This is a genomic window from Pseudomonas gessardii (assembly GCF_001983165.1).
GTDB lineage: Bacteria > Pseudomonadota > Gammaproteobacteria > Pseudomonadales > Pseudomonadaceae > Aquipseudomonas > Aquipseudomonas gessardii.
Genome location: NZ_MNPU01000052.1, coordinates 16,213 through 41,549 on the forward strand (window position 1 = coordinate 16,213; position 25,337 = coordinate 41,549).

16 protein-coding genes are annotated in these 25,337 nt (G+C 62.0%); 12 read left to right on the plus strand and 4 right to left on the minus strand.

Annotated features, from left to right (window positions below; all coding sequences use genetic code 11):
• The first annotated feature begins 57 nt into the window (after positions 1–57).
• From BLL38_RS25090 to BLL38_RS25120, 7 genes are all read left to right on the plus strand, one after another.
• Positions 58–2,832 carry an ATP-binding protein gene (locus BLL38_RS25090; protein WP_076964747.1) on the plus strand — a complete coding sequence of 925 codons (2,775 nt, stop codon included), beginning with the start codon at positions 58–60 and terminating at the stop codon, positions 2,830–2,832.
• Positions 2,819–4,024: a response regulator cyclic di-GMP phosphodiesterase PvrR gene (gene pvrR, locus BLL38_RS25095; protein WP_076964748.1), complete on the plus strand. Its 1,206-nt coding sequence runs from the start codon at positions 2,819–2,821 to the stop codon at positions 4,022–4,024. Before BLL38_RS25090 ends, pvrR begins: the two co-directional genes overlap by 14 nt.
• A gap of 68 nt (positions 4,025–4,092) precedes the next feature.
• Entirely contained in the window at positions 4,093–7,278 is a 3,186-nt protein-coding gene (locus BLL38_RS25100; RefSeq protein ID WP_076964749.1) for an ATP-binding protein, read from the plus strand.
• Between the two features lie 7 nt (positions 7,279–7,285).
• Positions 7,286–7,933, plus strand: a complete 648-nt coding sequence (locus BLL38_RS25105) for a response regulator (RefSeq protein WP_076964750.1) — start codon at positions 7,286–7,288, stop codon at positions 7,931–7,933.
• 139 nt (positions 7,934–8,072) lie between these two features.
• A complete protein-coding gene (locus tag BLL38_RS25110) occupies positions 8,073–8,666 on the plus strand; it encodes a fimbrial protein (RefSeq protein ID WP_076964751.1) in 594 nt (197 codons plus the stop codon).
• 73 nt (positions 8,667–8,739) lie between these two features.
• A complete protein-coding gene (locus BLL38_RS25115; RefSeq protein ID WP_076964752.1) occupies positions 8,740–9,489 on the plus strand; it encodes a fimbrial biogenesis chaperone in 750 nt (249 codons plus the stop codon).
• A 97-nt stretch (positions 9,490–9,586) separates the two neighbouring features.
• Complete coding sequence (locus BLL38_RS25120; protein ID WP_076964753.1) at positions 9,587–12,109, plus strand: fimbria/pilus outer membrane usher protein; 2,523 nt, start codon at positions 9,587–9,589, stop codon at positions 12,107–12,109.
• Between the two features lie 88 nt (positions 12,110–12,197).
• On the opposite strand, the gene BLL38_RS25125 is transcribed toward BLL38_RS25120, so the two are convergent.
• The 3 genes from BLL38_RS25125 to BLL38_RS25135 form a co-directional block, all read right to left on the minus strand.
• A complete protein-coding gene (locus BLL38_RS25125; protein ID WP_076964754.1) occupies positions 12,198–15,872 on the minus strand; it encodes a translocation/assembly module TamB domain-containing protein in 3,675 nt (1,224 codons plus the stop codon).
• Complete coding sequence (locus BLL38_RS25130) at positions 15,869–17,596, minus strand: autotransporter assembly complex protein TamA (RefSeq protein WP_076964755.1); 1,728 nt, start codon at positions 17,594–17,596, stop codon at positions 15,869–15,871. Before BLL38_RS25130 ends, BLL38_RS25125 begins: the two co-directional genes overlap by 4 nt.
• Before the next feature lie 64 nt (positions 17,597–17,660).
• Complete coding sequence (locus tag BLL38_RS25135; protein ID WP_076964756.1) at positions 17,661–18,311, minus strand: GNAT family N-acetyltransferase; 651 nt, start codon at positions 18,309–18,311, stop codon at positions 17,661–17,663.
• A 188-nt stretch (positions 18,312–18,499) separates the two neighbouring features.
• On the opposite strand from BLL38_RS25135, the gene xthA reads away from it, so the two are divergent.
• Together xthA and BLL38_RS25145 are read left to right on the plus strand one after the other, a co-directional pair.
• Positions 18,500–19,312 (plus strand): exodeoxyribonuclease III, encoded by an 813-nt coding sequence (xthA, locus tag BLL38_RS25140; protein WP_076964757.1) that lies wholly within the window; start codon positions 18,500–18,502, stop codon positions 19,310–19,312.
• 136 nt (positions 19,313–19,448) lie between these two features.
• Entirely contained in the window at positions 19,449–20,789 is a 1,341-nt protein-coding gene (locus tag BLL38_RS25145) for a substrate-binding domain-containing protein (RefSeq protein WP_076964758.1), read from the plus strand.
• 85 nt (positions 20,790–20,874) lie between these two features.
• Here the strand turns inward: BLL38_RS25145 and BLL38_RS25150 are convergent, their stop codons facing one another.
• On the minus strand, positions 20,875–22,104 hold the full coding sequence (locus BLL38_RS25150) for an acyl-CoA dehydrogenase (RefSeq protein ID WP_076964759.1): 1,230 nt from the start codon (positions 22,102–22,104) through the stop codon (positions 20,875–20,877).
• A gap of 151 nt (positions 22,105–22,255) precedes the next feature.
• Here BLL38_RS25150 and BLL38_RS25155 point away from each other — a divergent pair, with 151 nt between their 5' ends.
• From BLL38_RS25155 to BLL38_RS25165, 3 genes are all read left to right on the plus strand, one after another.
• Positions 22,256–23,185 carry a LysR family transcriptional regulator gene (locus BLL38_RS25155; RefSeq protein ID WP_076964760.1) on the plus strand — a complete coding sequence of 310 codons (930 nt, stop codon included), beginning with the start codon at positions 22,256–22,258 and terminating at the stop codon, positions 23,183–23,185.
• Positions 23,186–23,255: 70 nt separating this feature from the next.
• Positions 23,256–23,657, plus strand: a complete 402-nt coding sequence (locus BLL38_RS25160) for a MerR family transcriptional regulator (RefSeq protein WP_154220670.1) — start codon at positions 23,256–23,258, stop codon at positions 23,655–23,657.
• A 13-nt stretch (positions 23,658–23,670) separates the two neighbouring features.
• A complete protein-coding gene (locus BLL38_RS25165; protein WP_076964761.1) occupies positions 23,671–24,570 on the plus strand; it encodes a hydroxymethylglutaryl-CoA lyase in 900 nt (299 codons plus the stop codon).
• Positions 24,571–25,337 lie beyond the last annotated feature (767 nt).

The following is a 25,337-nucleotide window of genomic DNA, read 5'->3' on the forward strand; positions in this document are numbered from 1 at the left end:
TAACAAACTAAGGATCGTCTGATTTTTCCTACACCCGGCTGTCCCTAGAGTGCCGGGATGAGATTAAAGAACTACCTCCATCAGATCAGCCCGGTCCTGTCCACACCCCATGCTGCGCGGCGTCTGCTGCGCATTTTTGCGTTGGTGCTGCTGGTGGGTATCCTCGGTGGCGTGTACAGCTTCCTGTGGTTCACGTTCAACAATGAAGTGTCCCAACGGCGCAGCTATATGAGCAGCGCCATCGCCGAGGCACACACCTTTTTCACCACCCGTGAAGCCCTGCTGGAGAGCCTGAGCCTGTCGGCCACGCGCAAGACCAAGCAGAACCTGCCCGTGTCGAATGAAGAGATCCGCCTGCTGCTGGGGCAGACCCCAGGCAAGCAGTGGAGCATCTGGCTGACCCAACGCATGCGCGACTATTTGCAAGCCAAGCGGCTCAACCTGCTCTATGTCAGCACCGAGGGCCAGGTGCTGCGCCTGTATAACGCCACGGCGGTGCCCGCCGACTTCCCCCGGGCCATGCTGGACCGGTTGCACACCCTCAGGCTTGAGAACACCTTGCAGGAACTCTGGCTGACCCACGCGTTCGACGGGCACTCGCAGTTGTACATTTTTATCCGCCTGGACGAACGAGACGTGAACTCCGGCTGGCTCGGCCTGGAAATGGATGACCGCGAAGTGTCCAGCGCCCTGGATGACCACAGTGCCGGCGAGTTCACCATGTTCAACTCCCAGGGCATGGCGCTGTTCAGCAACAGCCAGAAACCGCCACCGGGGCAGCACCTGCCGCAACTGCACCAGCAGGATTTTTTCGGCTTTGTCGGCCCGGGCTGGTTGCCCGAGCAGTTGGTGCTGCGCAAACAATTGAAATCCTCGGACTGGCAGCTCACCTACTCCATCGACCTGCGGGCGGTGTTGCAGGCTCTGTGGCCGCAAATGGCCGGCGCCCTGTTGTTCTGCCTGCTGAGCATCAGCCTGGTCTGCCTGTTGACCCGGCGCCTGGAGCTGCGCGTCATCACCCCGGCGCTCCACCGCATCCAGGCCCTGGTGGAAAGCGAGCTGTTCAGCCGCGACGTGATCCAGACCGCCCCCGTGGCCCTGTGCGTACTGCGCCGCACCGATGGCCAGGTGGTGCTGAAAAACACCCTCGCCCAACACTGGCTGGGCCACTGTGCCGAGGAACTGGGGCCCGGCTGGATCCGCGACGCGTTCCACCCCACCGTCCCTCGCCTGAGCGACTACTTTGAAACCGCCGATGGCCGCCACCTGTACCTGAGCAGCGCGCCCACCCGCTATAAAGGCGAAGACGTGTTGCTGTGCGCCTTCAGCGACATCAGCGCGCGCACGCAAATCGAAGCGGCGCTGGAGCAGGCACGCCAATCGGCGGATGCCGCCAACCAAGCCAAGACCTTGTTCCTGGCAACCATGAGCCACGAAATCCGCACGCCGCTGTATGGCGTACTGGGCACCCTGGAATTGCTCGCCCGCACCCAGCTGGATGCCCAGCAGAAAAACTACCTGCACGCCATCGAAGGCTCTTCGGCCACCCTGCTGCAACTGATCTGCGATGTGCTGGATGTGTCGAAGATCGAGGCCGGGCAACTGGCCCTGGAGTTGAGTGAGTTCTGCCTGCCGACCCTGGTGCAAGAGGTGGTGCAGGGGTACGCGGCGGCGGCGCAGCGCAAAGGCTTGCTGTTGTATGCCTGCCTCGACCCGCAATTGCCGCAGTGGCTGATCGGCGATGTCAGCCGCGTACGCCAGATCCTCAACAACCTGCTGAGCAACGCGGTCAAGTTCACCGACTCCGGGCGCGTGGTGCTGCGGGTCAAGCCGTTGAGCCGCGACGGTGAACGTGTGTGCCTGCAGTGGCAAGTCTCGGACACCGGCAAAGGCATTGCCCATGAAGACCAGCCGTCTATTTTCGAGCCGTTCTACCAGACCGAAGGCAACCACCAGGTAGTGGCCGGCACCGGCCTTGGCCTGGCGATCTGCCTGCGCCTGACCCACTTGATGAATGGCACCCTGCGCATGGTCAGCGAGCCTGGCCTGGGCAGCAGTTTTTCCCTGATCATGCCGCTGGAACAGCCGTCCGCCAGCAGCACGGCCCCGCAGGCCCAGCCGCTGTTGGCGCCAGAGGTCGTGTATGTGGTCTCGCCCATCCGTGAGCTGGCCGAGAGTATCAGCGGCTGGTTACGCCGCTGGGGCGCCCGGGCGCAGGTCGGCCTGCCGCCCGGCACCGAACCGACGGCAACTTGCGTGTTGCTCGAACTGCACCCCGGCGCCATCGCCGAGCCGCTGACCGCCCAATGGCATGGCCCACAGGTCCTGGCCAGCGCCGATGGCTGGAAGGTCAACCTCAATGACCTGCACGCGATCCACCGGGCCGTTCACCAGGCCCAGGGTGGCCAGGCGGCGCAGCCCCAGGCGCTGACTGAGCTGCGTGACTTATCGCCGCTGCACCTGCACATCCTGGTCGCCGAAGACAACGTCATCAATCAGTTGATCCTGCGCGACCAGCTTGAAGAACTGGGCTGCACCGTGGAACTCGCCAGCAATGGCGAGGAGGCCCTGTCACGCTGGCACGACGATGCATTCGATATCGTCCTGACCGACGTCAACATGCCGGTTCTCAACGGTTACGAACTGGCCGAAACCCTCCGGCGCCGGGGCTGCACCGTCCCGATCATCGGCGCCACCGCCAATGCCCTGCGCGGTGAAGACACCCTCTGCCTGGCCGCCGGCATGAATCACTGCCTGGTCAAACCCTTTACCCTGCGAGCCCTGTTCAATACCCTGGCTCCCTACGGACGAGTTCCCCATGAAGCGCTGTAGCATTTTGATTGTCGAAGACCACCCCTTCCAGCACCTGTTCCTGCAGAACCTGTTCAACCAATTGGGCGACTTTGACCTGACGTACGCGAGCGACGGAGAGCAGGCACTGGCCTGCCTGGGACAACAGGATTTTGACCTGGTGCTCACCGACCTGCTGATGCCGGGCATGGACGGCGTGCAATTTATCCAGGGCCTGGCCGCCCACCCTTCGCGACCGGCCCTGGCGATCATGAGCGCCGCCTCGCGGCGCATGCTGATGGGCGCCAGCCTGGTGGCGAGCAACCTGCAGGTGAAAGTGCTCGGGCTGATTTCCAAGCCGGTGAATGCCGCCGCCCTGCGCTGCCTGACTGACCAACTGAAGCTGCTGCGCCACACCGCACCGGCGCAAACCCAGCCTGGTATCGACCGCCAGGCGATTCTGGCCGCACTGGATAACGGCCAGTTGCAAGCCTGGTTCCAACCCAAGAAAGCCCTGAGCAATGGCCGCATCGTCGCCGCCGAAGCCCTGGTGCGCTGGGATCACCCCGAGTACGGCACGCTGCTGCCCGGCCTGTTCCTGCCGGCGCTGATCGCCTGCGGCCTGGAAGAACGCCTGCTGTGGCGCGTGCTGGAACAGGCGATGGCGGCCCAGGCCGTCTGGCGCCAGGAAGGCTATGACATCCCGGTGTCGATCAACCTGCCCACGCACCTGCTCAACAGCCACGACCTGCCCGACCGCATCCTGGCCTTCGTCCTCGAACACCAAGGCTTGCCCGGGCGGATTTGCTTTGAGTTGATGGAGTGTTCGGTGCCCGACGACATCAGCAATTTCTACGCCGGGACCTGCCGCCTGCGGATCAAGGGGTTCGGCCTGTCCCAGGATGATTTCGGCAAGGGCTACAGCTCTTATATGAACCTGGTGTCGGCACCGTTCACCGAGCTGAAAATCGACCGCGCGCTGGTGCAAGGCTGCAACGCCAATGAGGAATTGGCCCAGGCGCTCACCAGTATCGTCAGCCTGGGCCGCCAATTGGGCTTGACGGTCGTGGCAGAAGGCGTAGAAACCGCACAAGAACTTGCGCTGTTGCGTAAAATCAACTGCACTCAGGTCCAAGGCTTCCTGATCTCCCACGCCGTGCCTTCGGACCAGTTCCAGCACTTGCTGAGCCATGACGGCCCGGCAAACGCTTATTGGCCTTCGCCAGGGTGTTGACGAACGTCGCTCGCTATCGAGGTCATTGTGTTTAAAAGCTGTGCCCCTACTGCCGTAAAGGCGCCGTAATGCATCATCCCAACGCCTTCCTGGAAAAACTGGCCAGCAGTTCGCTGCGCCGCAATAAAGGCTTACTGGTACTCGGCGCCCTGGCGCTGTTGCTGCTGGGCATCAGTTTCCTGGGGGTGCAGCGCATGGTCGATGAACAGCGCGATACCTTGCAGTTCCACTTTGCCCGCCTGATGGAGAACATCCACGAGCAGGAAGTGTTCCTGGGCGCCATCTCCCGGGAAAGCAGCAAGGGCCAGTTGAACCCCAAAGGCATACTGCCCCCCTATCTGCAACAGCCGTTGCCCGAAGAGGGGCCGAATATCTACCTGGGCCGGGGGTTGCGGTTTTCCCTGCCCTATAGCGTGAAAATCAACCCGGACAAGATTGCCGCCAGCCAACACCCCAAAATATTCGCCCTGGGCGCTTACCTGGCCGCCTACTACAGCGCGTTCTGGGCGGCCTCGCACTATCACTCGCCCCAGGTGTTCCTGATCAATGGCCCGGATAACTTCGACCTGACCGTGCCCGCCACCGGCCGGACGCGCGGTGGCGAACAGGTGCAGATGACGACGCTGGTGGACATCATCACCCGCTTGAAAGAACGCCAGCGCCTGCCAAACCCGTCGCAATCGGCTCATCAGGTGCACTGGGAATCTTACCAGCCGCCTCCCGGCCCCCCGCAAACCCCTGTCCTGCTGGCCTATGTCAATATCAACCTGGCCCCCACCGCAATGGCCGTCGAAGGCGCCAACAACTGGGCGGTGGTGGCCTCGCTGTTGAGCCTGTCCCAGGTCAATAACATCGAGCGCTTGCTGCAGTGGTCGATCTACGATCGGGTCACTTTGATCAGCCCCGCCGGCGCGGTCTTGACCGGGGCCGTCCAACCCGGCCAAGCGCTGGACGAAGGCGTCAATGTCACCCGCGACGGCCTGGTGTTCAAGCTGATCAGCCCCGGCGCACAACACTGGACGGCGATCTACGTGATCACGCTGCAACGGTTCCTGGACTACGCCTTCTGGCCATTGCTGGGCCTGGTGGCCCTGGTGCTGGCGATGCTGGGCTGCAGCCGGGCCTTCAATCGCTGGTACAAGGCCCGTGTGGTGTTGCCGGCCCATCAGGCCCACGCCAGCATCGCTGAAAGCGAGGCCTTCAGCCGGGCCGTCATTGACACCGCGCCGACCGGCCTGTGGGTCATCCGCCGCAGCGATCACCACAGGCTGGTGCAAAACCAGCATGCCCGGCAATGGCACGACACCCGGCAACTGATCGACCTGCTGCAACAGCAACCGCCGACCGCACCGGGCCAGGCCAACCTTGAGATCGACGGGCGTCACCTGCATGTCGCCTTCGTGCCCACCCGCTACCAGGGCCAGGATGCCTGGCTGTGTACGGCACATGATGTGACCCGGCATATCGAGGACACCGCCGCCCTGGAAGACGCGCGCCAGGCCGCCGACTCGGCGAACCAGGCCAAGAGCCGCTTCCTGGCGACCATGAGCCATGAAATCCGCACCCCGCTGTATGGCGTGCTGGGGACCCTGGAACTGCTCGGCCTCACCCCGCTCGCCCCGCGCCAGCAGGATTACCTGCACACCATCCAGCGCTCCTCGACCACCTTGTTCCAACTGATCAGCGATGTGCTGGATGTGTCGAAGATCGAGTCCGGGCAGATGACCCTCGAACTTCAGGACTTCTGCCCGCTGGAACTGACCGAAGACAGCGTGCGCACCTACAGCGCGTTCGCCCGCAGCAAAGGCTTGCAGCTCTATGCCTGCATCGATGCACAACTGCCGGCCCGGCTGCGCGGCGACCCGTTGCGGCTTCGCCAGATCCTCAACAACCTGCTGAGCAACGCGATCAAGTTCACCGATAACGGCCGCGTGGTCCTGCGGGTACGGGTGCTGGGCAGCGCAGACGGCCATGTGCGCCTGCAATGGCAGGTCAGCGACTCCGGCGTGGGCATTTCCCCAGCCCAGCAACCGCAACTGTTCGACCCGTTCTACCAGGCCGACGATGCCACCAGCCAGGCCGGGGCCGGTCTGGGCCTGGCGATTTGCAAATGGTTGTGCGAGTTGATGCACGGCCAATTGAACGTGGTCAGCGAGCCCGGCCTGGGCAGCAGCTTTACCTTGCAAGTCGAGCTGCAAACGCTGCCGGGCACCTTGGCCGACTGCCCCACATTCAGCCCCGGTACACCCGCCGTCTATATCCGCGGGCAGGTGCTCGAACAGGCGCAGCACCTGCTGGGCTGGTTCGAGCGCCTGGGCCTGGACAGCCGCCTCGCCATGGCGGACACGCCGCCTTCCACGGCGCTGCTGGTGGACCTGTCGCCCCTGCCCGGCTGCCCGCCCTGGCCCGGCCAACGGGTCATCGCCCTGCCGGGCGGGCCGAACCCGCCACAGATGTGCGGTGCCGATTGGGTCGTCGATGCTGACGATCTGCGCGCGATTGCCTGGGCGGTCTACCTGGCACAGTACGGCGCCGACGCGGACAACCGCCCGGCCCTGCCGGCCAAAGCCCGCCCGCTGAACTTGCAGGTGCTGGTGGCCGAAGACAACCTGATCAACTCGGCGATCATCAAGGAACAGCTGGAGGCCCTGGGCTGTGCAGTGGTGCTGGCCGCCAACGGCGAACAGGCGCTGGCGCAGTGGTTGCCCGGGCGCTTCGACCTGGTGCTGACCGATGTGAATATGCCGGTGATGAACGGCTACCAACTGGCCAAGGCTTTGCGTCAACAGGATGCAACCTTGCCGATTATCGGCGTGACCGCCAACGCGCTGCGCGAAGAAGGCGAGCGCTGCGCCGACGCCGGTATGAATGCCTGGGTGGTCAAGCCGCTGAACCTGGCAACCTTGCGCGCCCAGCTGGAAAAGCACTGCAAGGTCGCCATGCCCGCCCTGGTCGATACGCCACAGCTGTCGCCGAAAATGCGCGAGCTGTTTGTCAGCACCTTGCGCCAGGATGTCCACACCACGCTGGCGGCACTCGAACGCAACGATGCCAACGGCGTGGCGCAGCACCTGCACAGCATGGCCGGCGCCTTGGGCGCCGCGCAGGCCGGCGACATGGCCATGGCCTTTGTCGAGCTGGAATGCCGCCTGACCGGCCTGGCCATGACCCCGGCCCTGGCCCTGGAAGTCCGGCAAAACCTGGCTCGGTTGACGACCTTGCTCGACGCCCTTGAATCCTCTCACTTTGGATAATCGCCCCATGGAAACCCTCAATGTTGTTATCGCAGACGATCATCCCATCGTGCTGGTCGGGGTACGGGAACTGATCGAGCGCGATGCACGCTTTCGCGTGGTGGGCGAGGCCCTGTGCTCGAACACCCTGGTCAGCCTGCTGGAAAGCACCGCCGTGGACCTGGTGATCACTGATTTCAATATGCCCGCCGACTCGCCCTACGGCGACGGCCTCAAGCTGGTGGAATACCTGACGCGGCACTTCCCGACGGTACGTGTGCTGGTGCTGACGATGATCTCCAACCCCCTGATCCTGACGCGCCTGCAGGAACTCGGGGTGCTGGCCGTGATTCAGAAAAACCAGATGTACGAGGAGATCCAGACCGTGCTCAAGGCCATCGGCCGGGGCAACCCGGTTCGCCATACCGGGCCGCAATCCACCTCGGTGATGGACTCGGGCGCCGACCTGGATCAGCGCTTTACCCGGTTATCGCCCAAAGAGCATGAGATTCTGCGTTTATTTGTGGCCGGGCAAAGCGTCAATGAAATTGCCCGCGGGCTGAACCGAAGTGCCAAAACCATCAGTACGCAAAAAATATCGGCCATGCGCAAGTTGGAAGTCAGCAGCGATCAGTCGCTGCTGGCCTACTGTATTGAACGCAAACTTTTTAACTAACAAAAAATACAACTAACAGAACTGGCTGCACCGCTCAAAACTGCGCTTCTAAGGATCGTCTGATTCCTCTCTTAGGGCCGGCTCTATATCGTGCTCCTGCACTTCATAGAACCTCTTAACCCTAATAATGGAATTGAGCATGAAAAAGTTTTCCCTCGCACTTCTGACTCTTTCGATGTTTGCCGCCACTGGCGCCGCCTATGCCGCCGGGGAGGCTCCTGCCCCTGTCAAAGCCGGCAGCGGCACCATTAACTTCACCGGCGTTATTAACAACGACGCCTGCTCCGTTGAAGGTGCGGGCCTGAACAAGAATATTTCAGTGGCAATGGGTGAAGTGTCCATCAAAGATATGGGCACTGCCTCCGCACCGATCGGCAGCGGCAAGTTGAGTGCTGAAAACTTCGATATGAAGATCAACTGCAACGCCGGCACCAAAGTATCGCTGATCTTTGAACCGACCAGAGGCGAAGGCACAGGCCTCGTAGCCGGCACTAAAGTCTTGAGCGTGATCGGTGGCCTGGGCGCTGCCAAGAACGTCGGTATTGCCCTGCTCGATGCCAATGGCGGCCTCATCGACCTGAGCTCGCCAGCCACCGCCAAGATCGAGAGCAACCTGCAAGATAGCAACGCGACCCTGAAATTCTCGGCCGCCTACGTCACCACTGCCGCACTGGACAAAGTCGTTGCCGGTCAAGCGGATGCCACCCTGCCGTTCACCCTGCAATACGAATAAGCCTTCGGGAAACCCATGCCTTGGCGCGGGGCTTTAAAGCCCCGCCCTTTCTTCCCAACCAGCGGTCATCATCATGCTTTCTTTCTCCTCTCGGGCCTTGTGCCTCAGCCTGCTTGGCCTGTTTGCCATCAGCCAGGCCCACGCCAGCATTTCCCTGAGCGCCACCCGCCTGGTGTTCGACGGCAAGCACAAGGAAGCCGGTATTACCGTGCGCAATAGCGGTGACACCGTGCTGATCCAGTCCTGGATCGACACCAACAGCACCGACGCCAACCCCGTGCCTTTTGCAGTAACCCCGCCATTGGCACGGGTCAGTGGCCAGGAGCAGCAGTTGCTGCGGGTGATCTACGAAGGCCAGGGCATGCCGACCGACAAAGAGTCGGTGGTGTGGCTCAATGTCCAGGAAATCCCCCAGGCCTCGGCCACCCCGTACACCCTGCAGCTTGCGGTCCGCCAGCGCATCAAGGTGTTCTTCCGCCCTGCCGGGCTCCCGTCCGATGCCTACCTGGCGCCCACCGCGTTGTCTTGGCGGCTGCAAGAGCGTGCCGGTAAAACGCTGCTGCGCGTTCACAACCCGGGGCTTTATCACGTTTCGATCGCGGATATAACGCTTGAATCAGGACAACTGAAAGATAAGCCGTTCGACTCCACAATGATTGCACCGGGCGAACAAAAAGAGTTCCCACTTAAACAACTGGATCACACCCATACCGCCACGTTGTTATTTAGCAGTATCAACGATTATGGCGCACAAGATCGTTATACCGCGCAACTGTCCAACACTGCCGACTCCCAAGCCAGCCCGAATACAGAGTCGCCTTAATGTAGCTGCCGGACGTGCAGACGTATTGCTCCCGTATTTCTCTTCGCTCCGTTAGTTCGTATCGGAGGTGATATAGGTTTCCTACATGTTTTTACTTATGCGCAGCAGATTCAATCTTGGCGGGAACTACCGTGGACGGCTGACCCCGTGGGCGCCGCTGTTTATTGTCATCACCGCCAGCACAACCTGCCTGGCCGAAGGCAACGAGCAGGAATCCGTTGAGCAGTTCAATACCTCATTCCTGCAGGGCGCACCGTCCTCCGTCGACCTGCAACTGCTGCTGGCCGCCAACAGCGTACTGCCCGGCAACTACCGGGTTGACCTCTACAGCAACGAGACCCTGGTAGGGCGCCGCGATATCGACTTTCGCCGCAACCCCGCCAACGGCCAGGTCGAGCCCTGCCTGACCCTGGACATGCTGCAACAACTGGGCATTGATATGGCCAGGTTACAAGCCACTGACAAGCTCACCGCCGCTGGCCCACAAGCGTGCTACGACCTGCCCGCCCTGATTGAACACGCCAGCGTGCGCTACGACGTGGCGCGCCTGCGCCTGCTGGTCAGTGTGCCGCAACAGGTCATGGAGCGTGGCCGCCGTGGGTATGTGGACCCGGCATTATGGGACGACGGCGTTTCGGCAGCGTTTATCAACTATCAGTTGAGCAGCAACCGCAACCACACCGCCTACACCACCACGCTGTCCAATAATCTGGGCCTGCGCAACGGTATCAACCTGGGCGCCTGGCGGCTGCGCAACGAATCGAACTTCAACAGCAGCACCGGCCGGCCCAACACGTTCACAAGCAACCGCAGCTACCTGCAACATGACGTGACCGCCTTGAAGGGCCAATTCAGTGCCGGCGATATTTTCTCCGATGCCGACCTGTTCGACAGCGTGCGCTATCGCGGGCTGAAACTGGCCTCTGACGAAGGCATGCGCGCCGACAGTGAGCGCGGCTATGCGCCGATCATCCGTGGCGTGGCGCAGACCAGCGCGACCGTGGAGATCCGCCAGAACAACTACATCCTGTACACCGCCAACGTGCCGCCGGGGCCGTTCGAGATCAGCGATATCTACCCCAGCGGCTCCAATGGAGACCTGGAAGTGACAATCATCGAGGCCGATGGCCGGCGCCGGGTGACGCTGCAGGCGTTTTCCAGCCTGCCGATCATGGTTCGCCAGGGCCAACTGAAATACAGCGTCTCGGCCGGCCAGTTCAACAGCAACAGCGACGACCAGGCGTCACCACAATTTGTCAGCAGCACCCTGGCCTACGGCATCAGCAGCAACCTGTCGGGCATCGCCGGGGTGCAGGCCACGGAAAACTTCCAGGCCCTGTCCCTGGGCGCAGGCCGCAATACCCCGATTGGCGCGGTGTCGGTGGATGTAACGCACTCATCCAGCCGTACCGTGGGCGAAAAAGTGCGGGGTAACAGCCTGCGGGCGTTGTATGCCAAGACCTTCACCGGCACCGACACCAGCTTCACCCTGGCCGCCTACCGTTACTCCACCGAAGGCTATCGGACCCTGACCGACCACGTTGAAGCACTCAGCACCGAGGGCCTCAAACGCGTCGGCAACTCGAAAACCCGTACCGACCTGACCATCAACCAGAGCCTGGGCCGCAACCAGCAATACGGTAACCTGTATATGAACGCCAGCGACCAGCGTTATTGGGGGCGTGGCGGCTCCCAGAGCGTGTCGGCGGGTTACAGCAACTACTGGAGCCAATTGAGCTACAACCTGGCGGCCACCTACTCCAAGGATGTCGGCAATTACGGCCCGGCGAACAATGACACCCTGGTCAACCTGTCGCTGTCGTTCCCACTGGGCTCGGCCCCGCGCGCGCCGCGTGCGTTTGTCTCGGCCAGTACGCAAAAGAACAGCAACAGCACCCAAGTGGGGGTCAGCGGTTATCTGTCGGAAAACAGCGACACCTACTATTCGGTGCAAGGTGGCAACAGCAGCACCGGCGGTAGCACGGGATCGGCCAACTTCAGCACCCGCACGTCAATCATGGACATCAGCACAGGTTTGGGCCAAGGCCGCGACTACAACGCGCAAAACCTCAACCTGGCCGGCTCGATCGTGGCCCACGCAGGCGGGATCAACCTGGGGCAAACCGTGGGCGAGACCTTTGCCCTGGCCCAGGTGCCGGATGTGGCTGGGGTCAAGATTGGCAGCTACAACGGAGCCAGAACCGCCAGCAACGGTTTTGCAGTGGTCGCCAACGCCCAGCCCTATCGGGTGAACTGGATCAGCCTGGACACCCGCGACCTGGGCGCGGATATCGAGATTGATAACGCCACCCAGCAAGTGGTGCCACGCCGTGGTGCGGTGGTACTGGCGCGCTACCTCAGCAAGACCGGGCGCCGGGTGCAGTTTGCGCTGTTCGATGCCCAGCACCAGCCGATGCCGTTTGGCGCGGCCATCGAGGATATGGCGGGCCAGCAGATCGCGATTGCAGACCCCAGCGGCAAGGCGCTGGCGTTGATGGAGCAGGATGCGGGCAACCTGGTCATCAAGTGGAACGGGCAGCAATGCCAGGCGCCCTATGTGCTGGGCGAACGTGACAAGGCGCTGAACTTCGAGCGGGTGTCGCTGGTGTGCCAGCCCTAGGCCATAAGATCACGCAAAACAATAGGGGGTGGGTTTGTGTGGGAGCTCCTACACAAGCCAGCTCCACTGTTTGATTGGCGTTTGACCGTCAGAAATCCCGTTTGTAGAAGATATCCAACGAACTGGCCACGCCGCTGGCCACTTCCAGGTACACCCGCTTGCTCAGCAGGTAACGCAAGGCGATGGTGCTGGCCGGCTCGAACACCCCGACCCCGTAGCGCAGGCTGAGTTTTTCGGTGATCTTGCCGCTGGCCACTACCGCCGTGCTGGTGCCGCTGCCCTGGGTGTCCAGTTCAAAGTCCTGGATGCCGAGGTTCTTGGCAATGTCCGAGGTCACGCCGGCACTGCCCATCAACCCCAGGCCCAGCGCCGCTTGCGCCAGCATGTTGTTGTCTTCGCCGGTGGTGCTCAATGGGCGGCCCAGTACCAGGTAAGACAGCGCCTGCTCCTGGCTCATGGCCGGTTCCGAGAAGATCTGCGTGGTCGGCTGCTCGGCACTGCCACTCAAACGGATACCAGCGATCACGTCGTCGGTCTTGCGGATAGCTTCGATATCCAGGTACGGCTGGTCCAGTGGCCCGGCGAACAGCAGGCGCGCACGGCGCACATCCAGCCTCTGGCCGTAGGCGCGGTAGCGCCCGTCGTTGAGCCACAGCTCGCCACGGGTGTCCAGGTTGTCGCCGATATGCACTCGGCCCTGGACCTTGGCGGTCAGGCCGAAGCCGGCAAAGTTGAGCTGCTCCTCGCCCACCACCACGTTGATATCCATGGCCATGGCCATTGGCGGCTTGCCCTCTTCGGTCTGGCTGCCGACGATCACCGTGTCGTCCGAAACCTTGACCGTCGACGGCGGCAGTTCGCGCACGGTGATATCACCGCGCGGGATGTGCACATTGCCAGCAATCGCCAACTTGTCGTCTTTGAGCGTGATCTTCAGGTCAGGCGCCACTTCCAGTTCGGCGTAGGGTTCGACCGTGACCGGCAGTTGCGAGCCTTGCAGACTGAGGTCCACGACCAGGGCCCGGCCCCAGTCGATCTGCCCCTTGAGGCTGCCCTGCCCGGCCTTGCCACTGCGCCAGCCGCCGTTGAGCTGCACGCTTTCGCCGGCGATCAGGGCCTGCACGTTCAGGCCTTCAAGGCTGATGGGCAGTTCGGGCCCGGAAATCTCGCCGGCGATCAGGTTGATGTTGCCGTTGACCTGCGGCGCCAACAACCCGCCGGAGATCCGCCCGTTGCCATTGAGCTTGCCATTGAGTTTTTCCACCATCGGCACAAACGGTCGCGCGACCGCCAGGTCCAGGCCGGTGAGGCTGAAGTTGCCGGAGATCGGCTTGTTTTTCGCCAACGGGTTGATTTGCGCCTGCAACAGCAACTCACCGAGCTTGCCGCCACGGAAATTCAGCTGGGTATCGATGCGCGTGGGGTTGAGCGTGGTTTCCAGCTTGAGGGCGTCGTAGGGGAAATCCAGCCACTGGTCCTTGTCCTTGACCCGCAGTGTGCCGCCACTGGCATCCACCGCGATCAGGCCTTTGGGGCCGCTGGCCGGCAGGTCGAGCTGGATATCGGCGTTGAGCTTGCCCTGCCAGGCAAAATCCTTGGGCAGCCATTGCGCCAGGCTGTCGATGGGGAACTGCTTGAGGTGGTAACGCAGCTTGGGATCGGGCATCAGCCGCTGGTCTTCGCCACACAGGCTGGCGGGCCCGGAGACCCAGCAGTGGGCGGCGAACGTCAGCTTGCCGTCGGCCATGCGCTCGATTTTTGCCGGGGCCTGCAGTTTCCAGTCCTGGCCACCGGCCTGCACATCGCCACTGGCCAGGCGCCCGCGCCAGTTGCCCTTGTCAAGCGTGCCGTCCAGGGCCAGGGCCAGCTTGACCAGGGGGCCCATCAGCTCCAGTTGGAGTTTCTGGCTTTTGATATCGCCCTGGGCGCTGGCGGTCAGGGTGCCGAGCTGGGTGTCACCGGCCTGGATGCCTGTGCCCTTGAGGTCGATCTTCGCGCGTTGGGCGTTGTCCAGCGTTGCGTCCAGGCTCAGGGCTTGCAGGCGATTGTCTTCAAACACCAGTTGCTGGCCCTTGAGGTCGAGCTTGCCCTGGGGCGCCTTCAACGTGCCGGCCACATCGAGCCGGCCATTGACCTGCCCACGCAGCTGCGGCCACAGCTGGGCCAGGCGTGCGAGCTTGATGTCGATCTGCCCGGCCAAGCGCTGTTGCAGGCTGGCGCTGCCGTTGATGCGGTTGTCGCCCAGGCGGATATCCAGGTTGGCCAGGGTCCACTGCTCGCCCGCGCCTTCGGCCTTGGCCGCCAGCACCGCCGTTTGGCCACGCAAGCGGCCCTTGAGGTCGAGGTCGGCGTTGAGCTTGAGTTGCTCGTTCTTGAACTCGCCTTTGCTGCGCAGCGGCCCGGCCAGGGTGCCGGGCAATTCTGCGACCCAGTACGCCGGGTTCAATGCCGACAGGTCCAGCGCCGTATCCCAGGCGATGCCCTCGGCAAATTGCAGGTTCAGGTGGCCTTCGGCCTTGCCTTGGCCGGCAGTCAATTTCAGCTCGGGCAGGAACACTTGCTTGAGGTCGCCACTGAACGGCGTGACCAGGCTGAACTTGCCGGCCGGGCCATCGAGGTCGGCCTTGAAATTACCCAGGTAGTTGCCGTCCTTGTAGGAAACTTCACCATTGAAGGTGCGCAACACCACTTGCGGCTCGTCAACCAGCGGATACAGGCGATGCCAGGGGAAGTCCAGCCAGTCGATTTTCGCGTCTGCGCTGAAACCCTGCTGCCAATCCAGTTGGGCACTGAGCTTGAGGCTTTGCTTGTCCCCGGCCTTCAAGTCCAGGCCGGCGAGCTGCGCGCCCTTGGCATCGACCCGGCCTTGCAGCAGCAGGTCAACCGGGCCTTTTTCCGCTGGTAAAACGGCTTTGCCCAGCAACTGATAACCCTTGCCCAGGTCACCCTTGGCCGTCAGGTCCAGTTGATTGAGTTGCAAGGTATCCGGCAAGTCGGCGGCAGGCTTGAAGCCATCGGCGGTGATACGCAGTTGCGCCGGCAGGTTCTCGAGCAAAGGTTGCAGCTCGCCATTGAGTTTGGCGGGCAGGTAGCCGCTGCTGTCGGCGTCGAGCTTGAGGGTCTTGAGCAAGTCACCGGTGACATTCAGCGCCACCGTCCACGGCGCGCCACCCGGGGCATAGGGCAGGCTCAGGCTGCCGCTCGCCGTCAGCGGCCAATCGCCCGTGGGTTGCAGTACGCCGTTGAGGTCCAGCACCAGGCCGTCGCGTTGCAGATGTACCGCGTCGATCTTCATGCCCTCAGCGGTCCAGTGCGCAGCCAGTTGCAGGCCCTGGAGCTCTTCGCTGCCGTTGAACAGCAGGCTGGCGACGCGCACGTCGCCCAGTTCGATGGCCACGGGCAGGTTCAAGTCCGGCAGGGTGATCGGGCCGCTGCTGTCCTCGGTGCTGGGCGGGAACTGCAGGCTCACTTGCTCCACATCCAGTTGCCGGATGCACAGGGTCATGCGCAGCAGGCACGCCGGCGACCAGTCGAACTTAGGTGCTTTGAGCTCCACGCGGCTGCTGTCTTGTTGCCACAGCAAATGGTCGGCGCTCCACTCCCCGCCCAAACGGCCCTGGAAGTTGTCCACGCTCAAGCCCGGCACCTGGCCCAGGGCCCAGCGACTGCCGACTTGCGTACCCAGTACGCTCCAGACGGCCAGCAGCACCAAGGCGACGAGCGCCACCCCACTCAAACCCGCTATTTTCAAACCACGCTTCACAGCTCAGGCCCCATGGAAAAGTGCAAACGAATGCCGCCCGGGTCTTCCAGGGCATGGGCCAGGTCAAGGCGGATCGGGCCAACCGGCGACACCCAGCGCACGCCAACGCCGACCCCGGTTTTCAGGCTCGGCAATTCCAGGGAGTTAAAAGAGTTGCCCTGGTCGACAAAGGTCGCGATCCGCCATTTTTCGGCGATGGAATATTGATACTCGGCGCTCAGGGCCACCATGTAGCGGCCACCGATGCGGTCACCCTTGTTGTTTTCCGGGGACAGCGTCTGGTACTCGTAGCCACGCACGCTCTGGTCGCCACCGGCAAAGAAGCGCAGGGACGGCGGCACCGACTTGTAGCCATTGGTGGCGCTGCCGCCAAACTGCGCGCGGCCGAGGAAACGGTGTTTGTCCCACACAGTGGTCAAGCCCTTGATCATCGCGGTGCCGTACAGCAGGTTGGTATCCGAGCCCACCCCCTCCTTGGCCACCTTGGTATCGAACTGCAGGCGATAGCCGTTATGGGGGTCGATGCGGTTGTCGCTGCGCAAGTAGGAATAGCTGAGACCGGGCATCAGCAAATTACTCAAGCCGGAGTCATCCCCCAGGCGATATTCTTCGCGCTGCCATTTGAGCGAGATCACCCGTGTCCAGCCGCTGGGCAACTTGCTGTGCCATTCCGGGCCGAGGGTGAGCAGCTTGCTGAGGGTGTCGGTGTTGGCCAGTTCTTCGTTCTGGTAGCCCCCGGCAAAACGCAGCTTGTCGGTCAGCGGCGGGTCGAGGGGAATGTCGTACCACAGGCCGACGTTCTGCCGGGGCGCCGACAACTCGGCCTCCCAGCCATAGCTGTGGCCCTGGGGGTTGACCCAGTGCCGCGTCCAGTTGGCCTTGCCCCGCGGGCCGACGTCGGTGGAAAACCCCAGGCCCAGGCCCATGGTCCGGGGCTTGCGGGTTTCCAGCTGGACCGCCACCGGGATCACGTCATTGGCCGCCGCAGCCGGGGCGGCATCCACCCGGATACCTTCAAAAAAGCCGCTGGCTTGCAGGGCCTGGTTCAATTCGGCAATCAGTTCGGAATCGTAGGGGGTGCCACTCTTGAACGGCACCATGCGCTGCAACAGTTCTTCATCAAACGGGGTATCGCCGGCAAAGTTGACTTTGCCGAGGGTGTAGCGCGGGCCACTGTCGTAGACCAGCTCGATATCGGCCACGCCCGCCTGGGGGTCGACGGAAAGCTTCTGACTCGTGAAGCGGCCACTGAAATAGCCGAAGCGCGAGGCCTGGTTCTGGATCAGGCGCTTGGCGTCTTCGTAATGACCATGGTTGAGGATGGCGCCGGACTTGAGGTCCTGGCTGTCGGGTACACGGAAGGATTTGAGCTCCGCCGCCGGGCCGTCGACCCGGATCGTGACATTGCGCAAATGCACGGGCTCGCCGGGGTCGATGCTGAGGATCAGGCGCGGGTTCTTGCCGGCCTTTACCTCACTGGCAATCTGCGGCTGATAAAAGCCCAGTGCCTGGGCGGCCTTGCGCACCTGCTCCTCGGCGCCACGGCTAAAGCGCAGCAAGGCCTCTTCATCACGCTCGCCAACCCCGCCGATATAACCTTCGATATTGGCCTTCAGCGCGTCGTTTGAAGGCTTGACCCGCACGTCCAGTTCGCTTTGTGCCAAGGCGCCGCAGCTTGTGAACAGCAGAATCAAGCCGCTGGTAACTCTATTTGGAAACTTCATAGGCGCGGATGCTACACGAGCTGGGGAGCACCTTAGAACCTGGAATTGTCTGAATAATTCTCCGTTAAGCCGTTGCAGGTTGTAACACCTGGGGATTGGGGTGAAAAAACACATGTTCCAGGATGGGGCCTACCGCCACCTCTCCCACTTCCTCATAGCCCTGGCGCTTGTAGAACGCCAGGTACAGCGGATTGCCGGTGTCCAGCACCACCCCGTGTGAATGGGGGTCTTCGGCGCACCAGTTATGCACGGCTGCCAGCAGTTGCTCGCCGTAATGCTTGCCCTGGAATTGCGGGTGGATACCCAGCAGCGGCAACACATGCACCGACTCCGATGGCAGGCATGCCAGCACGGCCTGATGGTATTCGAGGTAACGCCGGGTGCCCTTGAACCCGGTACTCAGCCACATGCGCAATTGCCAGGCCCAGCTTTCGGTGATGCCCAGGCGTCGTTGCGGCGGGGCAATCAGGGCGATGCCGATCAGGCGATCATTGACCAGCAGGCCGATGGCCGGCAGATCCTGAAGAAAGTGCTGCTTGACCAGCTCGCGCACGGTGGCCCTTACCCGCTGTTCATAGCCGGAGCGTTCGGCTTCAAACAGGTAGGCAAAGGTCGGCTCATGGCGATAGGCGTGGTACAGCAGCGAGCGTGCTTCGCGGGAATAGCCGCTGTCGAGCAGGTGCACCTGGGCAGTGGTGGTCGAGGTGTCGGGCATCAGTCGTATCTCCCCTGGGCGCCACTCAAAAAGGTCGCGCTCTTGTTATTACGAGCCCGGGGCAACGGAGTCGTTCCCCGCCACTGGCTCCTTGAGAGACATTAGCAGTGCATCTGTCCTACCGCCACGCTGGCCCCCGTCCGACTTGTCGGCTAGCATCGCCCTTTTGCCAGACTGGACTGCCGACCATGAAAATCGTCTCCTTCAATATCAACGGGCTGCGCGCCCGCCCTCATCAGTTGGCGGCCCTGATCGACAAACATCAACCGGACGTGATTGGCCTGCAGGAAACCAAGGTCCACGACGACCAGTTCCCGCTCGCCGAAGTCCAGGCCCTGGGTTACCACGTGTACTACCACGGACAGAAAGGCCACTACGGCGTCGCCCTGCTCTCGCGCCAGGAGCCGCTGGCCCTGCACAAGGGTTTTGCCAGTGACGAAGAGGATGCCCAGCGCCGCTTTATCTGGGGCACTTTCGCCGATGAGCATGGCAACCCGGTCACCATCATGAACGGCTATTTCCCACAGGGCGAAAGCCGCGACCACCCAACCAAGTTCCCGGCCAAGCAGCGCTTCTACGAAGACCTGCAACAGTTGCTGGAAACCCAGTTCAGCAATGACCAGGCGCTGGTGGTGATGGGCGATGTGAATATTTCCCCCGAGGATTGTGACATCGGCATCGGTGCCGACAACGCCAAGCGCTGGCTGAAGACCGGCAAGTGCAGCTTCCTGCCGGAAGAGCGCGAATGGATGGCGCGCCTGAAGAACTGGGGCCTGACCGACAGCTTCCGCCACCTGAACCCGGACGTGGCGGATCGCTTCAGCTGGTTCGATTACCGCAGCCGGGGTTTTGAGGACGAGCCCAAGCGTGGCCTGCGCATCGACCTGATCATGGCCTCCAATGGCTTATTGCCACGGGTCAAGGATGCGGGTGTGGACTACGAGTTGCGCGGCCTGGAAAAACCTTCGGATCATGCGCCGATCTGGCTGGAACTGAGCTGATCTTTGCGGCCACACCCTAAAATGTAGGAGCTGGCTTGCCGGCTCCCACATTTGGATAGGCCGAGTGTCAGTCATATTTTTGAAACCTTACTGTCTTAATCTGCCCGCACTTCCTTTGGCTTGAGAAGGTGCCAGCATGATGCTGCGCGTTTTGTACCTGCTGACACTTTGCAGCGTTTTCCCTCTTGTGGTTTCTGCAACGCCCCTGCCCTTCCCCGAACAGGGCCCGGCCTTGCGCATCCAGGGTTCCAACACCATTGGCGCGGCGCTGGGCCCGGCGCTGGTCAAGGGCTTGATGGAGCAACAGGGCCTGAAGGCCGTGCACAATGAGCCGGCCAGCCGCCCCAACGAACAGCGCCTCGTCGGCACCAGCCCCCAAGGCAAACGGGTCCTGATAGAAATTGCCGCCCACGGCTCCAGCACCGGCTTTGCCGCGCTGAAAAACGCCGAGGCCGACCTGGCCGCCGCGTCGCGCCCGATCAAGGACCGCGAACTGGTAGACCTCGAACCCCTGGGCGACCTGAAAAGCCCCGGCGCCGAACAGGTGATCGCCATCGATGGCCTGGCGATCATCCTGCACCCCTATAACCCGCTACAGGTGTTGAGCACCGAACAACTGGCGAAGATTTTCAGCGGCGAGATCAGCACCTGGGAAGCCTTGGGCGGCCGCGGCGGGCAGATCCGCTTGTATGCCCGTGATGATCAATCCGGCACCTACGACACCTTCAAGGAACTGGTGCTCAGCCGTCGCGGCAAAACCCTCGACAGCGCGGCCAAGCGCTTTGAGTCCAGCGAGCAATTGTCCGATGCGGTCAGCCACGACCCTCAGGGCATTGGTTTTATCGGCCTGCCCTATGTGCGCCAGGCCAAGGCCGTCGCGATCAGTGACGGGGACTCCCAGGCCATGTTGCCGCAGAGCAGCCTGATCGCCACCGAGGACTACCCGCTGTCGCGCCGCTTGTTTTTCTACCTGCCACCCACTAACACCAACCCTTGGGCCGAAGTGCTGGTGGACTTTGCCCAAAGCGCCCAAGGCCAGGCCATCGTGGCCGCCAATGGGTTTATCGCCCAGCAGATCAAGGCCATCACCGTGCAACCACGGGCGCCGATGCCCGCCGACTACCAGGCCATCGCCCGCGAGGCGCAACGCCTGAGCGTGAACTTTCGCTTTGAGGAAGGCAGCGCCAGCCTGGACAACAAGGCGCGCCAGGATCTGGCGCGGGTGGTGGCTTATATAAGCCGCCACGATAAACGGGACAAACGGGTCACCCTGGTGGGCTTTGGTGACGCCAAGAATGACCCGCAACGCGCCGACCTGCTGTCGAAGCTGCGGGCGATGGCGGTGCGCCGGGAATTGGTCAAGAGTGGCGTGGTGCTGCGCGATATCCGCGGTTTTGGCGCGCAGATGCCGGTGGCGGCGAACACCGTGGATGAGGGGCGGATCAAGAATCGCCGGGTGGAGGTCTGGGTTTACTGAAGCCTGCCACCGCTATCGCGGGCAAGCCCGCTCCCACGGAGGTCAATGTGGGAGCGGGCTTGCCCGCGATGCAGGCGACGCGGTCCTACTGACCGCTGCGCATCATTTCCCGAGGCACATATTTGCCAATCTCGAACTTGCCAATCGCCGCGCGGTGCACTTCGTCCGGGCCGTCGGCCAGGCGCAGGGTGCGTTGCATGGCGTACATATAGGCCAGCGGGAAGTCATTGGACACCCCGGCACCGCCATGGATCTGGATCGCCCGGTCAATCACCTTCAGGGCCACGTTCGGCGCCACCACCTTGATCTGGGCAATTTCACTTTTCGCCACTTTGTTGCCGACCGTGTCCATCATATAGGCCGCCTTCAGGGTCAGCAGGCGCGCCATGTCGATTTCCATCCGCGAGTCGGCGATCTTGTCGATATTGCCCCCCAGGCGCGCCAGTGGTTTGCCAAAGGCGGTACGGCTGACGGCACGCTTGCACATCAATTCCAGGGCCCGCTCGGCCATGCCGATGGAGCGCATGCAGTGGTGGATACGCCCCGGGCCAAGGCGACCCTGGGCAATTTCAAAGCCACGGCCTTCACCCAGCAGGACGTTTTCGTACGGCACACGCACGTTGTCAAACAGCACTTCGGCATGCCCATGGGGCGCGTCGTCGTAGCCGAACACCGGCAACGGCCGGACGATTTTCACCCCGGGCGCATCCACCGGCACCAGGATCATCGAGTGCTGCTGGTGGCGCGGCGCATCCGGGTTGCTCAGGCCCATAAAGATCAGGATCTTGCAGCGCGGGTCGCACGCGCCGGAGGTCCACCACTTCTTACCGTTGATCACCCACTCGTCACCCTGGCGCTCGGCGCGGGCGGCCATGTTGGTGGCGTCGGAAGACGCCACGTCCGGCTCGGTCATGGCGAACGCCGAGCGGATCTCGCCGCGCAGCAGCGGCTCCAGCCAGCGTTGTTTCTGTTCTTCGTTGGCGTAGCGCACCAGCACTTCCATATTGCCGGTGTCGGGTGCCGAGCAATTGAACGGCTCCGGCCCCAGCAGGGAGCGGCCCATGATTTCGGCAAGCGGCGCGTATTCCAGGTTGGTCAGGCCGGCCCCCAGCCCGGATTCCGGCAGGAACAGGTTCCACAGGCCTTCGGCCTTAGCGCGGGCCTTGAGCTCTTCCATAATGGCCGTGGGCTGCCAGCGGTCACCTTCGCTGACCTGGCGCTCAAACACCGGCTCGGCGGGGTAAACGTAAGCCTCCATAAACGCGGTGACGCGTTCACGCAGTTCCTGAACCTTGGGCGAATAGGCAAAATCCATGAGCAGCTCCCTTCGTGGAGAGGTTGTTTAGGTCATGCAATCGATGCTAGAACAGCGTTGATAATTTACCTAGCCTATTCTCGGCGTGTATTAACATTCATCACCGATATATGATCGGCGCATGAAAACCTAACAAGAAGAGCGCAACGCAATGAATCTGAGCAAGGTCGACCTCAATCTTTTCATCGTCTTTGACGCGATCTACACCGAAGCCAACCTGACCCGCGCCGGGCAGATCGTCGGTATTACCCAGCCGGCCGTGTCAAACGCCCTGGCACGCCTGCGCGAGACCTTCAACGACCCGCTGTTCGTGCGCACCGCCCAGGGCATGGTGCCGACCCCCATGGCCCAGAACATCATTGGCCCGGTGCGCAACGCCTTGTCGCTGCTGCGGGTGTCGGTGCAGGAAAGCCGGATCTTCAACCCGTTGCAGGCGGCCAAGACCTACCGCATCAGCATGACCGACCTCACGGAGGCGGTGATCCTGCCGCCGCTGTTCCAGCGCCTGCGCCGCCTGGCGCCGACGGTGATCATCGAGAGTTTCCTGTCCAAACGGCGGGAAACCACCAAGGAACTGGCCGCCGGGCGCCTGGATTTTGCCGTGGACGCGCCGCTCAACACCGACCCGCAAGTGCGCCACGTCAAGCTGATGGAAGACCGCTACGTGTGTGCCATGCGCAAGGGCCACCCGCTGGCGGGCAAGGAAAAGCTCAGCCTGGATGACTACCTGGCGCTGACCCACATCCATATTTCCAGCCGGCGCAATGGCCTGGGCCACGTCGACCTGGCCCTGGGCAAGATGGGGATCCAGCGCAAGATCGCCTTGCGCTCGCAGCATTACCTGATGGCCTCCCAGGTGTTGCAGCAGACCGATATGGTGATGACGGTGCCCGAGCGCTTTGCCAGGCGTAACGAGCTGCATTCGTTCAACCTGCCGGTCAATGATGTGCCGTCGGTGGAAACCCACCTGTACTGGCATGAAAGCACCGACCAGGACCCGGCCAACCGCTGGATGCGCGAGCAGATGATCGAGTTGTGCCAACAGGTGACGGCGCGCGAGAAGAAGTTGGATAACCCATAGGGGGGGATTTGCTTGACGTTTACGTCAAGCAGCCATTAGCGTAGCGCCAAGACCCTCCTTGAGCGCCATCATGAGCACCACCTACAGCATCTCCGACCTGGCCCGCGAGTTGGACATCACCACCCGGGCCATTCGTTTCTATGAAGAGCAAGGCCTCTTGAGCCCCGAACGCCGGGGCCAGGAGCGTATCTATTCGCCCCGGGACAAAGTCAGCCTGAAGCTGATCCTGCGTGGAAAGCGCATCGGCTTTTCCTTGGCCGAATGCCGCGAACTGATCGAACTCTACGACCCCAGCAGCGGCAATCAGAAGCAACTGCACAGCATGCTGGCGAAGATCAGCGAACGCCGCGAGCAACTGGAACAGCAGTTGCTGGACATCGAACAGATGAAGCTGGAACTGGACACCGCCGAAGAACGTTGCACCCAGGCCCTGGAACAGACGATCCAGAGCCAGGTCGGCCAACCCCAATAAAAAGGTAGCTCCCATGTCTCTCCCCTCTTTTGTGCGCCTGATCGAAGTCGGCCCGCGCGACGGCCTGCAAAACGAAGCACAGCCCATCAGCGTGGCCGACAAGGTACAACTGGTGGACGCCCTCAGTGCGGCCGGCCTGGGTTATATCGAAGTCGGCAGCTTTGTCTCGCCCAAGTGGGTGCCGCAGATGGCCGGCTCCGCCGAGGTGTTCGCGCAGATCCAGCGCAAGCCGGGCGTGATCTATGGCGCCCTGGCGCCGAACCTGCGGGGCTTCGAGGACGCGCTGGCGGCCGGGGTCAAGGAGGTCGCGGTGTTTGCGGCGGCGTCCGAGGCGTTCTCCCAGCGCAATATCAATTGCTCCATCAGCGAGAGCCTGGAGCGCTTTGCCCCGATCATGGCGGCGGCGCAGCAGCAGGGCATCCGTGTGCGCGGCTATGTGTCGTGCGTGCTGGGCTGCCCTTATGAAGGCCAGGTCGCGCCAGCGCAAGTCGCAGCGGTGGCCCGCGAACTGTATGCCATGGGCTGTTATGAGGTGTCCCTGGGCGACACCATCGGCACCGGCACCGCAGGCGCTACGCGGCGCATGTTCGAGGTGGTGGGCAAGGACGTGCCCCGGGCCAAGCTTGCCGGGCACTTCCATGACACCTATGGCCAGGCCATCGCCAATATCTATGCCAGCCTGCTAGAAGGTATCGCAGTGTTCGACAGCTCTATCGCGGGCCTTGGCGGCTGCCCCTATGCCAAGGGCGCCAGCGGTAACGTGGCCACCGAGGATGTGCTGTACCTGCTCAATGGCCTGGGCATCGAGACCGGTATCGACTTGGATACGTTGCTGGTGGCGGGGCAACAGATCTGCACAGTCCTGGGCCGCCCCACCGGTTCACGCGTGGCCAAGGCCCGTAGTGCCAGTTGAGTACTGTGCCCGTGACGATGTGTTACCTCGCGGCTACACATCGGGTAACACGGGAACATATTTTGTCGCATCTTCTGAAGTAAATTTCCCACTAAAAAATCAAGTTATTGATTTTAAAGGTATTTTAAAAGTTGGCACGGCTTCTGCTATCTCTATGGCATAACAAGAATAAAAAGCACCAAACCTAATAAAAATAAGACGTACCGACTCTGACATAACAAAAACAACACGGCAGAGACGCAGCTAACAGATTTTTTTGGAGAAGATGTGCTTCGCAGGGTACGGCGCAAGCCGCCACTCGCAACCGGGCAGAGAACAATAAAACTACCCCAAGGTAGCTACCCACTGGTTGGATCGCGTGCGAAGAAGCAGATCAGCGCTCAAAAAAATACGTTTGCTCTTGACCCCGGATGGGGGTCGCCAAAACAGCGGTAAAGGGCCACGGTTGCCAAAAACAACAATAGACCGCCCCTCAATAATAAAAAAAGAGCACGTAACAACAAATTAAAGGGGAGCTTCGGCTCCCCTTTGTGCTGTCTGGATGAAAACAATGCCTACTGACACGCCACCGTTAATGTGGGAGCTGGCTTGCCTGCGATAGCGGTGTGTCAGCTACTCAATTGTTGACTGATAAACCGCAATCGCAGGCAAGCCAGCTTGTATGGTTAGACTTGTAGGGGTGGTGGGACTAAAAGCCAGCATCTGACTCTAGCCAGTACAGACCGTGGGAGACTTCGCCCCACCCCTTCACCAAAGCGCCGATAAGG